The 11,089-nt window shown below is 50.5% G+C and carries 11 protein-coding genes and 1 pseudogene; 8 read left to right on the forward strand and 4 right to left on the reverse strand.

Annotation, left to right across the window (positions count from 1 at the left end; all coding sequences use genetic code 11):
- Positions 1 to 22: 22 nt before the first annotated feature.
- Positions 23 to 241 (reverse strand): YdcH family protein, encoded by a 219-nt coding sequence (locus Q1M25_RS05010; protein ID WP_003746288.1) that lies wholly within the window; start codon positions 239 to 241, stop codon positions 23 to 25.
- A 221-nt stretch (positions 242 to 462) separates the two neighbouring features.
- Here Q1M25_RS05010 and Q1M25_RS05015 point away from each other — a divergent pair, with 221 nt between their 5' ends.
- Together Q1M25_RS05015 and glyA are read left to right on the forward strand one after the other, a co-directional pair.
- Complete coding sequence (locus tag Q1M25_RS05015; protein ID WP_039862199.1) at positions 463 to 837, forward strand: hypothetical protein; 375 nt, start codon at positions 463 to 465, stop codon at positions 835 to 837.
- 133 nt (positions 838 to 970) lie between these two features.
- On the forward strand, positions 971 to 2,221 hold the full coding sequence (gene glyA, locus Q1M25_RS05020; RefSeq protein WP_004520001.1) for a serine hydroxymethyltransferase: 1,251 nt from the start codon (positions 971 to 973) through the stop codon (positions 2,219 to 2,221).
- Between the two features lie 70 nt (positions 2,222 to 2,291).
- Here glyA and Q1M25_RS05025 read toward each other — a convergent pair whose 3' ends face one another.
- Both Q1M25_RS05025 and yddG read right to left on the reverse strand, forming a co-directional pair.
- A complete protein-coding gene (locus Q1M25_RS05025; protein ID WP_107848991.1) occupies positions 2,292 to 3,602 on the reverse strand; it encodes a GTP-binding protein in 1,311 nt (436 codons plus the stop codon).
- Positions 3,603 to 3,731: 129 nt separating this feature from the next.
- A complete protein-coding gene (gene yddG, locus Q1M25_RS05030) occupies positions 3,732 to 4,646 on the reverse strand; it encodes an aromatic amino acid DMT transporter YddG (protein WP_263337006.1) in 915 nt (304 codons plus the stop codon).
- Between the two features lie 186 nt (positions 4,647 to 4,832).
- On the opposite strand from yddG, the gene Q1M25_RS05035 reads away from it, so the two are divergent.
- From Q1M25_RS05035 to Q1M25_RS05060, 6 genes are all read left to right on the forward strand, one after another.
- Entirely contained in the window at positions 4,833 to 5,258 is a 426-nt protein-coding gene (locus Q1M25_RS05035) for a MarR family winged helix-turn-helix transcriptional regulator (protein ID WP_003685715.1), read from the forward strand.
- Positions 5,259 to 5,269: 11 nt separating this feature from the next.
- Positions 5,270 to 6,139: an ABC transporter six-transmembrane domain-containing protein gene (locus Q1M25_RS05040; protein ID WP_300482426.1), complete on the forward strand. Its 870-nt coding sequence runs from the start codon at positions 5,270 to 5,272 to the stop codon at positions 6,137 to 6,139.
- A gap of 27 nt (positions 6,140 to 6,166) precedes the next feature.
- A complete protein-coding gene (locus Q1M25_RS05045; protein ID WP_108700133.1) occupies positions 6,167 to 6,490 on the forward strand; it encodes a multidrug efflux SMR transporter in 324 nt (107 codons plus the stop codon).
- Positions 6,491 to 6,680: 190 nt separating this feature from the next.
- Complete coding sequence (locus Q1M25_RS05050) at positions 6,681 to 8,471, forward strand: assimilatory sulfite reductase (NADPH) flavoprotein subunit (RefSeq protein WP_300482429.1); 1,791 nt, start codon at positions 6,681 to 6,683, stop codon at positions 8,469 to 8,471.
- Positions 8,472 to 8,920: 449 nt separating this feature from the next.
- Positions 8,921 to 9,427: a hypothetical protein gene (locus Q1M25_RS05055; protein ID WP_003685697.1), complete on the forward strand. Its 507-nt coding sequence runs from the start codon at positions 8,921 to 8,923 to the stop codon at positions 9,425 to 9,427.
- Positions 9,428 to 9,516: 89 nt separating this feature from the next.
- Positions 9,517 to 10,089 carry a hypothetical protein gene (locus Q1M25_RS05060; RefSeq protein WP_300482432.1) on the forward strand — a complete coding sequence of 191 codons (573 nt, stop codon included), beginning with the start codon at positions 9,517 to 9,519 and terminating at the stop codon, positions 10,087 to 10,089.
- Positions 10,090 to 10,216: 127 nt separating this feature from the next.
- On the opposite strand, the pseudogene Q1M25_RS05065 reads toward Q1M25_RS05060, so the two are convergent.
- Positions 10,217 to 11,089 (reverse strand): annotated as a pseudogene (locus tag Q1M25_RS05065) (sulfite reductase subunit beta); the annotation flags it as partial.

Here is an 11,089-nt window from a genome sequence, read left to right on the forward strand (position 1 = left end):
GACGGCCTTATTCAAATTTTAATTATTTGCCTGCTGCTTTTTGCAAAAGGGCATACAATTCGTCTTTGAGTTTGAGTTTGGCTTTTTTCAGCTCCTCGATTTCTTCGGCGCCGCTGGTTACCACGTTATTCACCAAACCGGTAATTTTATCGTCCAGCTCGTTGTGCTCCTCAAACAAACGGGCAAAGTGTGCATCCTCTTGTTTCAGTTTAGAAATCAGATCGCGATATTCTGGAAACATTTTGTTTTCCTCTCTTGTTAATTAAATAAAAAAGTACTGCTGCCAAAAACTAGGACGAATTAATCTTTAGCTTCATTATAACAAACACGGGCGTTTTATCCAGTCTTTTTTAAGCCGAAACTGTTTTATGTCAAAATTAATAATATCACCATTAGCCATTGTCCCAATGGAAAAAAACAGGTTTCTAGACGGTTTACCAACTTGGGCATACAATCGGGCTTATGCGTTTACACAATGGCCGAACCACCCTATTCCGTCATATCAACGGCATGGACGGACAATTTATCCTGCTTGAAAACCATCCTTCATGGATGCCGGTCAATGATGCCGATTTCAACCATGCTGCCCCCTTGCCTGACGGTTTGGCCGTGCACGAAGAATCATTTTATCCATTTGAAAAAATAGATGCCGCCGAATCGGCAGACAATATCAAAATCTTCAGCGAAGAAGCCCTACGGCTGGAGAAAGAACGATTAAATGCAGTAGCCTTGGTAGAACTGGCAAAAAATCTTAAAGCCGCCCAAGCCGAATCCGATTTGGTCGCACTTCTGGAAAAAATGGATTTTCATTTAAAACAAGATGATATTTTCAAATAAACCCTTCAATCTCAGGCCGTCTGAAACCAAACACCCGACACAATTGTTGACAATGCAAGAAAAATAGTTCATCTTGAACCAATCCGCAGCACTCCATCCCATATTTTCAGCCCATCACAAAGGAATCGAGAACATGTTTTCAAAAAGCGTTACCCTCGCACAATATGACCCCGATTTGGCAGCAGCCATCGCCCAAGAAGACAAGCGCCAGCAAGACCACGTCGAGCTAATCGCCTCTGAAAACTACGTCAGCTGTGCCGTTATGGAAGCCCAAGGTTCGCAATTGACCAACAAATACGCCGAAGGCTATCCTGGCAAACGCTACTACGGTGGCTGCGAATACGTTGATATTGTCGAACAATTGGCGATTGACCGCGCTAAAGAGTTGTTTGGCGCAGAATATGTCAATGTCCAACCGCACTCCGGCTCGCAAGCCAACCAAGCCGTATATGCTTCAGTTTTGAAACCGGGCGACACCATTTTGGGCATGTCTCTGGCACACGGCGGCCACTTGACCCATGGCGCAAGCGTTAACATCTCCGGCAAACTCTACAACGCCATTACTTATGGTTTGGATGAAAACGAAGTTCTCGATTATGCCGAAGTAGAACGCTTGGCGCTTGAACACAAACCTAAAATGATTGTGGCCGGCGCATCTGCCTATGCGCTACAAATCGATTGGGCAAAATTCCGCGAAATCGCCGATAAAGTCGGCGCATACCTCTTTGTCGACATGGCGCACTATGCCGGCCTGATTGCCGGCGGCGAATATCCTAACCCCGTACCATTCTGCGACTTCGTAACCACCACCACCCACAAAACCCTGCGCGGCCCTCGCGGCGGTGTGATTTTGTGCCGTGACAATACCCACGAAAAAGCGCTGAACTCTTCTATCTTCCCAAGCCTGCAAGGTGGTCCGTTGATGCACGTTATCGCTGCCAAAGCCGTGGCGTTTAAAGAAGCGTTGCAACCTGAGTTCAAACAATACGCAAAACAAGTGAAAATCAATGCTGCCGCTATGGCGGAAGAGTTGGTTAAACGCGGTTTGCGCATCGTTTCCGGCCGTACTGAAAGCCACGTTTTCCTCGTTGACCTGCAACCGATGAAAATCACCGGCAAAGCCGCCGAAGCCGCTTTGGGAAAAGCTCATATCACCGTCAACAAAAACGCCATCCCGAACGATCCGGAAAAACCATTCGTTACCTCCGGCATCCGCATCGGCTCCGCCGCCATGACCACACGCGGCTTTAACGAAGCCGACGCGCGCGTATTGGCAAACTTGGTTGCCGACGTATTGGCCAACCCTGAAGATGAAGCCAACCTCGCCAAAGTCCGCGAACAAGTGACTGCTTTGTGCAATAAATATCCGGTTTACGGCGCATAAGCATTTCGCCTTGGATAAAATAACAGGCCGTCTGAAACTTCAGACGGCCTTTTTTTATTGCAACTTTCTTTTAAATTTCAAAACTGTTTGTTTCACTGACTTTGCGTATCATGCCTGCTGCGACAGTATGGTTGGTGGCTTCGTCAATCAAAATAAACGCGCCTTGTGCATGGTTGTCTTCGTATGCGGCAGCAGAAAGCGGCTGCTGGGTTTTGAGGCTGACGCTGCCGATGTCGTTGAGCTTGAGCGTTTCGGCGGATTCGACGCGGCTGAGGGTGTTCACGTCCCAAACATAGGCAATTTCGCTGATTTTTACGGGCGTGGTTTGGGTAGTGTGCTTCAGCAAATATTTGCGGCGCAGATTGAGCGGAATATCGTCAAACCAGCAAAGCGCGGCTTGAAATTGTTGTTCGGGAACAATGGCGCTGTCGGCTGAAACAATGCTGTTGCCGCGTGAAATATCGATGTCCGTATCCAAAACAACGGTCAACACTTCCCCTGCCTCGGCAGATTCGGTTTTACCGTTGGCATTATAGATTTCGGCAACTTTGGCAACATGGCCGCTGGGTAAAACTTTGACTTCATCGCCCACTTTCAGACGGCCCGCTTCCAATCTGCCTTGATAGCCGCGGAAGTCGTCACTGCTGCTGCCGTCTTGGCGCGCCACGCGTTGTACGGGAAAGTGCGCGGCTTGGTCGGCGGCATTTTGACGGTTGACGGGCAGGCTTTCAAGCAAAGGCAAAAGCGGCAACCCTTGATACCATGGGGTTTGGCTGCTGGCATTGACGATATTGTCGCCTTTTAAGGCGCTGATGGGCAGGAAGTGGATTTGTGCTTTGAGGCCGATTTGTTCCGCCAGTTTGCGGTAGGCCTCGGTAATGGCTTGATATTTGGCTTCGTCAAAGTCGAGCAGGTCGAGTTTGTTGACGGCGACGATGATGTTGGGGCAGCCCAAGAGTTTCAGAATCGCGCTGTGGCGTTTGGTTTGCGGCAGGAGGACTGGCTCGTTGCCGGAAAAATCGACGCGCGTGGCATCGACCAAAATAATGGCTGCATCGGCAGTCGATGCGCCGGTAACCATATTACGCGTGTATTGCTCATGTCCCGGCGTATCGGCAATGATGAATTTGCGTTTGGGCGTGGCGAAATAACGGTAGGCCACGTCAATGGTAATGCCTTGTTCGCGCTCGGCGGCAAGGCCGTCTGTCAGGCTGGCAAAATCAGGCGTTTCGCCGTTTTCAGCAGCGCGGTTGAGCTTGTCAAGCTGGTCGGTCAGCAGGGTTTTGCTGTCGTAGAGCAGGCGGCCGATGAGGGTGGATTTGCCGTCATCGACACTGCCGGCGGTAATGAAGCGTAAAAGTGGAGCGGAAGCTGCGGTCATGATTCTTTCCCATTTCTCGTGATTTCTCAAACTGACTGCTACTTTAAACAGGCCGTCTGAAAATGGGAAAGAATGTTTGGTTGTTAAAAAAGCTGTTTTCGTTATATCGCAAAGCTATGGGATGTTGCCTCACACCATCTGTTTTCTCCGGGTTGCCAACCAACACACAATCGATCCTAAACACACCATTCCCGCCCCCTGCCAAAACGTCATGGACAAAGGCGCGCTGATCAAAAACGAGGACACTACCGCAGACAATACCGGAATGAAATAAGATGCGCCCGCCAATACGGTCAGGTTGCCGCGCGAAATACCGATATTCCACACTGCATAGCCCAAGCCCATACAAGACGCGGCGGCAACGGCATAGCCGAGCGATACGGAATCAAAACTCAACGTATCCGCGCCGCTGAGAAAATACTCTATCCACAACAGTATCGACACCAGCGCAAAGAAGAAGCCGACGCTGCTGCCTTCCGCTTTCACGCGCGCCGTCAGCGTGCAATATGCCGCCCAAAACACTGCGTCCGCAAATGCCATGATATAGCCGCCGGGATTGGTGCGGACATTGTGGTAAATACCGGAAACCGACAAGCCGACATCGCCTCCCAATACAGTGGCAATCCCCAAAAACGACAGTACAAAGCCGATGACTATCCACCATTTTGATGGCTGCTTGTTGAAATACACCGCCCCGACAATGGTAAACGTCGGCCATAAATAATTGACCATACCGATTTCCACTGCCTGTCTCGCGTTTTGCGCGAAACCGACCGATAACGACAAACACAGTTCGCAGCCGACAAAAAACACGCTCGCCCAAAACAGATAGCTGCGATTGTAATTACGCAAATGCGGTCGGCCGAAAATCAGCCAAATCAATACGGTGGACAGTGTGTACATCATTGCCGCGCCGCCCACTGCCCCCATATGCAGGCTCAAAGAGCGTATCAGAGAAATGACGAAGCTCCACAAGGCAACGGCAAGCAGCCCGATGGCAGTGGCTTGTTTGGATGAAATATTTTGAGATAAGAAATGAATCATGGCGTATGTGTTGAAGATGTTATTAGGTTTATCGTAAATCGTAATTTGAATATATCGTTTCTACATTAATTATTTTAACGGTTTCAAGGCCGTCTGAAAATGATTGTTTCAGACGGCCTTCTATTTGCAATTAGTCCTAAACATGACTATAATCCGCACCCAATTAGTCAATATTGAGACCAATTTATGAATCAGCTCGATCAACTCGGTATGCGCATCAGCCACATAGACAGCGCATTTGACCAATGGATTAAACAGCAAAACACCAACTACAATACCTTTGCCGTTCTTTATACCTTAGCCACCGAAGGCAGCCGCACTCAAAAATACATAGGCGAAGAATGGAGCCTGCCCAAGCAAACCGTTTCCGGCACATGCAAAACGCTGGCGGAACAAGGCTTGCTGACATTTCACGAAAGCGAACAAGACAAACGCGAACGCTTATTGTCGCTGACCGAGCAAGGCAAGGAATCTGCCGCACCATTGGTGCAAAACATGCAGGAATTCAGCAAACGAATTTTTACCGCCTTTGGTGAAAAACGTGCAGCCCGACTGTTTGCCGATTTGGACGCGTTGGCCGAATTAATGGCGCAAACCCTCAATACTAAATAAGGAGGACAACCATGTGGAAAATGTTGAAACACATCGGTCAAACACACCGCCGCAAACTCATCACAACCTTCTCTCTCGTCGGCTTGGATAATCTGCTCTTGCTGGTATATCCCGTGTTTGGCGGCTGGGCGATTAATGCCGTTATGGAAGGCAAAGTCTGGCAGGCAATGTTGTATGGTGTGGTGGTTTTATTGATGTGGCTGGTCGGCGCCGCCCGCCGAGCAGCAGATACGCGTACGTTTACCCAAATCTATACCAAAATCGCCGTCCCCGTTGTATTGGAACAGCGCAAACGAGAAGTACCGCATTCCGCCATTACCGCACGCGTTGCCCTATCGCGTGAGTTTGTCAGTTTTTTTGAAGAACACCTGCCCATCGCTGCTACTTCGCTGGTCTCCATCTTCGGTGCATGTATGATGTTGCTGATATTGGAATTTTGGGTAGGCGTATTGGCTGTCGCGATACTTGCCCTGTTTTTATGGTTGCTGCCGCGTTTTGCCGCCATCAGCGAAAACCTATATTTCCGTTTAAACAACCGGCTTGAACGCGACAACCACCTTATCCGCGACGGCAACGAGCATCAGCTCTACCGCCACTATGGCTGGGTTGCCAAACTACGCGTGCTGATTTCCAATCGCGAAGCCTTAGGCTATCTCAGTATCGGCATGGCGATGAGCGTATTGTTCGGCTTTGCCTTTATACACATGACGCTTAAAGGCTATGGCAGCGCCGGCCATATCTATTCCGTCAGCACTTATTTATGGATGTTTGCAATGAGCTTGGACGATGTACCGCGCTTGGTCGAACAATACTCCAATCTAAAAGACATCGGACAACGCGTTGAACTCTCGGAAGAAAACAATCTTTCCAAGGCCGTCTGAAACCTTAACACACTATCAGGACATATTATGAGCTGGTTTTATTTAATCTTAGCCGGTATGCTGGAAATCGGCTGGCCATTGGGCTTGAAGCTGGCACAACAGGAAGGCTACCGCTGGCATGGCTTTGCCGCCGCGCTTGCCTGCATCATCGGCAGCGGATACTTCCTTTACCTTGCCCAAAAAAGTATTCCGATGGGTACAGCCTACGCCGTCTGGACAGGCATAGGCGCGGCAGGGGCATTTTTGGTAGGCGTAGCCTTTTTCAACGATGCCGCCAACTTCGGCCGCTGGCTCGGTGCATTTCTCATCATCTCCGGCGTCGTAGTGATGAAACTCTCCAGCGGAAACTGAAAATCTCGTTTCTATCCAATCCAAGGCCGTCTGAATGAGCATGTTCAGACGGCCTAATACCTTCCCGAATATAACGAAATCATCTTAAATTAAAACCAAGCATTCTTTCCTTTTTTCAGACGGCCTGTTTAAAGTGGCGACTGTCCATTATTCAAACAATCGGTTATAGCCGTCCAACAAAGGAATCCAAATGAGCCAAGCCAATCCGCTTCCACCCGAACTCTCCACCCAACTCTCAACCCTATCCCCCACCCAACTTGCCTGGCTCTCCGGCTATTGCTGGGCGCAAAGCCAAGGCATATCCGGTATAGCAACCCAACCATCTGCCCTGCAAACAGCTGCCTCGACAGTCAGCCGCCGCGTATTAGTCCTCTCTGCCTCCCAAACCGGCAATGCCCGCAGCGTTGCCGAATCCTTACACGCCAAACTTCAAGCTGCCGGCGTAGAAGCCCGCCTCAGCAGCGCCGGCGATTTCAAAAGCAAAACCCTGCCCGACGAAGACATCATGCTTTTAGTTACCTCCACCCAAGGCGAAGGCGAACCACCCGAAGAAGCCCTACCCCTGTACAAATTCATCTACGGCAAAAAGAAACCCGACCTCAGCAAACTGACCTTTGCCGTCTTGGGTCTTGGCGATTCCTCCTATCCCAACTTCTGCCAAGCAGGCAAAGACTTTGATGCCAAATTTGCCGAACTGGGTGCAGGCCGTCTGAACGACTTGGGCATTTGCGACTTAGAATTTCAAGCCGATGCCGACGCATGGATTGCCGCCGTCGTACCCAAAGTAGCCGAATTAACCGCCCAAGCAACAGCCCCTAGTACAACCGCCGCACCAAACGACTCAGCAACACCAAGCAGCAACACTCTATACACCAAAGAAAAACCCTACACAGCCACCCTATCCGTGCGCCAAAAAATCACCTCACGCGACGCGGAAAAAGACGTCGAACACATCGAAATCGACCTCAGCGGCTCAGGTCTGCATTATCAGGCAGGCGACGCGCTCGGCGTATGGCCGCTTAATGCCGCCGACCTCGTCCAAGAAATCCTCGACCTCAACCAACTGAACGGCAACGAAACCGTCCAACTTTCAGACGGCCGCGAAACCGACATCCGCACAGCCCTGACCGAATCCGCAGACATTACCCAAAACACACCCGCCTTCGTCCAACAATACGCCGAATTAACAAACAACGAAGAACTCAAAACCATAGCTGCAGATAAAGCCCAACTGGATGCCTACCTCGCCGCCACACCGCCCGTAGGCGTATTTGCCGCCTATCCGCACCCACTGGACGCACAAACCCTATACAGCCTCTTCCGCCCACAAACCCCGCGCCTTTACTCCATCGCCTCCGCACAAGACGAAGTCGGCGAAGAAGTCCACCTCACCATCGGCGTCGTCCGTTTCAACCACCACGACCACACCTACACCGGCGCAGCATCCGGCTACTTGGGCGAACGCCTCGAAGAAGGCGGCGAAGCCCGCGTCTTTGTCGAACCCAACCCCAACTTCCGCCTACCCCAAAACGGCGATACCCCCATCATCATGATCGGCGCAGGCACAGGCGTCGCCCCCTTCCGCTCCTTTATGCAGCAACGTGCCGCCAATGGCGACAGCGGCAAAAACTGGCTCTTCTTCGGCAACCAACGCCTGGCTGACGACTTCCTCTACCAACTCGAATGGAGCGAATGGCGCAAAGACGGCCTCCTCACCCGCGCCGACCTCGCATGGAGCCGACAAGGCGAACACAAAGTCTATGTCCAACACAAAATCACCGAACGCGCCGCCGAAGTTTGGAACTGGCTGCAACAAGGCGCACACATCTACGTCTGCGGCGACGCCGCACGCATGGCACGCGATGTCGAAAACGCCCTGATCGAAGTCATCGAAACCCAAGGCAAACTCAGCCGTGACGAAGCCGAAGACTACCTCAACGACCTGCGCGAAGACAAACGCTACCAACGCGACGTTTATTGATTGGATAAACAAAAATAAAGGCCGTCTGAAATTCAGTTTTCAGACGGCCTTTTTAAAGAGCCTGCTCGGATTGTTATCAATTCACTCGGTTTTGCATTATAATTGTGCAAATTTGACTCACTCGAAAGAAAATAAATTGGAAGGATTACAACAACTTGTAGATTTATTGGTGGGTTTTGTCGATTGGATATTGAAATTACTGGCATTCTTGTTTTAAACTACGTTCCATTCTTTTATACATTAAAGACGTATTTTCATCATGCAAACCGTGCAACGCTCTGCTACTTTCTTCTATTGGTACCACACAAACGTGCGGTACTTTTTTGCGCTTGTCTGAAACAGACCAAATTGAAAATACGCAAATTAGAGCCGCCTCATTTGAGCGGCTTTTTTTATACCCACCATGGCCGCTTAAATCCACCCATTTTTAAGAAATAAGGAATACAGCCATGACTGCCTCAACTAAAATCCACAGCCAAACACAAATGTTACACACCTGCCGCATGGTCGTTGACAGCAACAGCCACCACAGCATGCTCAACATGCACACTTTGCCTGATTCGCCTGACAGCCTCATCAGCGAAGCCCTGATTCCGCAAGTGCGCACCATCGCGACTTTAATTGCCGCAGAGCGCCATGACTTCAATCAAAGCAGCCCCAACGTTTTTACTGATGAAGCAGATTTCTTCGCAGCGCGTATTTTGGTTTTGGGCGTACGCCGTTTCCATTTGGATATTACCCTGCTGCCCATGCTCAAAACTGCCAACAAACGCGCCGAAGCTTTCGCCAAACGCCATCACATGCCTTTCTCTCCCGCTGAAATGCAAATGTCCCTGCATACCCGCCGCCCTGCCAACCTGCTGATTATCGAAACCGAACACGAAATGCCTGCACTGGGCAATCTGGCAGCCAACAGCCGCGCATTTGCAGCGCAACTTTCCAATATTATTTTGTAAAACCACTTGAAAAACAGGGAAATGGTTTAATATTAGGCAAACACACTCCGCCGAAATCTCGGCAAAGACAAACTCTCTCAGGAAAAACAATGAAAAAACTGATTGCCTTAGCCGCCCTTTCCACTTTTGCCCTCGCTGCCTGCAAAGACAATACCCAGGCGCAGCTTGAGCAGCAACAAAAACAAATCGAAGCATTGCAACAACAGTTGGCACAACAAGCAGGCCAACAAGAAGACAATACGGTTTACCAGCTCACGCCTGAAGCCGTGAAAGACACCATTCCTGCCGAAGCACAAACCAACGGTAACAACGGCCAACCGGTAACCGGTACAGACGGCCAACAATACATCTACGACCAATCCACCGGCAGCTGGCTGCTGCAAAGCTTGGTAGGTACGGCAGCCGGTGCATTTATCGGCAACGCATTGGCCAACAAATTCACACAGGCAAGCAATCAAAACAGCCCGATTGCACGTCAAGCCCGTGCCAACTATTATCAAACCGCACGTCCAAACAGACGCACCAGCCAACAGCTGAATACGCGCACCCTGCGTGCCCAGCAACAAAACGCTCAACAGCAACAGCGTTACCGCGAAACCGCGCGTCAGCCTTCCAACTACCGCCGCCCCAGCATGGGCCGAGGCTTTGGCCGTCGCCGCTGATTCGGTTTATATTCCATCTTTGATATAAATACGCACAATATAAAAGGCCGTCTGAAAATATGATTTTCAGACGGCCTTTGGTTTTCTCTATTTTCTTATTGTAGACTTGCGGATCTGTTTGTATGCGTTATGCCCAGAAGTCTCGCGGAGCGTCCAATACAGGTTTGACGATGCCGGTGCGGATGGCAAAATCGCCAAAACCTTCATCATCCAAACGGTTTCGAGACCAATCTGCCACCCAGTCTTCGACAATTTCAAGGATTTCAGGTTCGGTAATGTTTTCTTTAAACAGACGAGGAATGCGTGTGCCTTCGCGGTTGCCGCCTGCGTAAAGGTTGTAGCGTCCGACGGCTTTACCGACCAAACCGATTTCCGCCAGCATGGCGCGGCCGCAACCGTTGGGACAACCGGTTACGCGCAAAACGATGTATTCGTCTTCCAAGCCATATTTGGCGAACATTTCATCAATTTTATCGGAGAATGTCGGCAGGAAGCGTTCGGCCTCCGCCATTGCCAGCGGGCAAGTCGGCAAGGCAACGCAAGCCATGGAGTTTTCACGCTGGATGGTAATCGATTTGCTGATAAGGCCATGATCTTTGGCGATTTTATCAATCGTGTCTTTCAATTCGGGCGGTACATTGGCAACCACCAGATTTTGGTTGGCCGTCAGACGGAAGTCGCCGGGATGGATTTTGGCAATTTCACGCACGCCGGTTTTCAAAGGTCTGCCGGGATAATCGAGCAGGCGACCGTTTTCAATAAACAAAGTCAAATGCCAGTTGCCTTCATGCCCTTGTACCCAGCCGATATGGTCGCCGCGGTGGGTGAATTCGTAAGGGCGGATGGGTTCAAATTTAATGCCCATGCGCCTTTCGACTTCTTCTTTGAACACATCCACGCCGACGCGTTGCAGCGTATAGCGTGTACGCGCTGCTTTGCGGTCGCTGCGATTGCCCCAGTCGCGCTGGGTGCTGACGACGGCTTCGGCGGCGTTGAGGGT

Origin of the sequence: uncultured Neisseria sp. (assembly GCF_951230505.1) — a bacterium.
Lineage (GTDB): Bacteria > Pseudomonadota > Gammaproteobacteria > Burkholderiales > Neisseriaceae > Neisseria.

Excerpts from the sequence above, each read along its gene's own strand:
- Q1M25_RS05060 (WP_300482432.1), top strand. The coding sequence starts at position 9,517 with ATGAAAAAACTGATTGCCTTAGCCGCCCTTTCCACTTTTGCCCTCGCT.
- Q1M25_RS05015 (WP_039862199.1), top strand. The coding sequence starts at position 463 with ATGCGTTTACACAATGGCCGAACCACCCTATTCCGTCATATCAACGGC.
- glyA (WP_004520001.1), top strand. The coding sequence starts at position 971 with ATGTTTTCAAAAAGCGTTACCCTCGCACAATATGACCCCGATTTGGCA.
- yddG (WP_263337006.1), bottom strand. The coding sequence starts at position 4,646 with ATGATTCATTTCTTATCTCAAAATATTTCATCCAAACAAGCCACTGCC.
- Q1M25_RS05055 (WP_003685697.1), top strand. The coding sequence starts at position 8,921 with ATGACTGCCTCAACTAAAATCCACAGCCAAACACAAATGTTACACACC.
- Q1M25_RS05025 (WP_107848991.1), bottom strand. The coding sequence starts at position 3,602 with ATGACCGCAGCTTCCGCTCCACTTTTACGCTTCATTACCGCCGGCAGT.
- Q1M25_RS05010 (WP_003746288.1), bottom strand. The coding sequence starts at position 241 with ATGTTTCCAGAATATCGCGATCTGATTTCTAAACTGAAACAAGAGGAT.
- Q1M25_RS05035 (WP_003685715.1), top strand. The coding sequence starts at position 4,833 with ATGAATCAGCTCGATCAACTCGGTATGCGCATCAGCCACATAGACAGC.
- Q1M25_RS05050 (WP_300482429.1), top strand. The coding sequence starts at position 6,681 with ATGAGCCAAGCCAATCCGCTTCCACCCGAACTCTCCACCCAACTCTCA.
- Q1M25_RS05040 (WP_300482426.1), top strand. The coding sequence starts at position 5,270 with ATGTGGAAAATGTTGAAACACATCGGTCAAACACACCGCCGCAAACTC.
- Q1M25_RS05045 (WP_108700133.1), top strand. The coding sequence starts at position 6,167 with ATGAGCTGGTTTTATTTAATCTTAGCCGGTATGCTGGAAATCGGCTGG.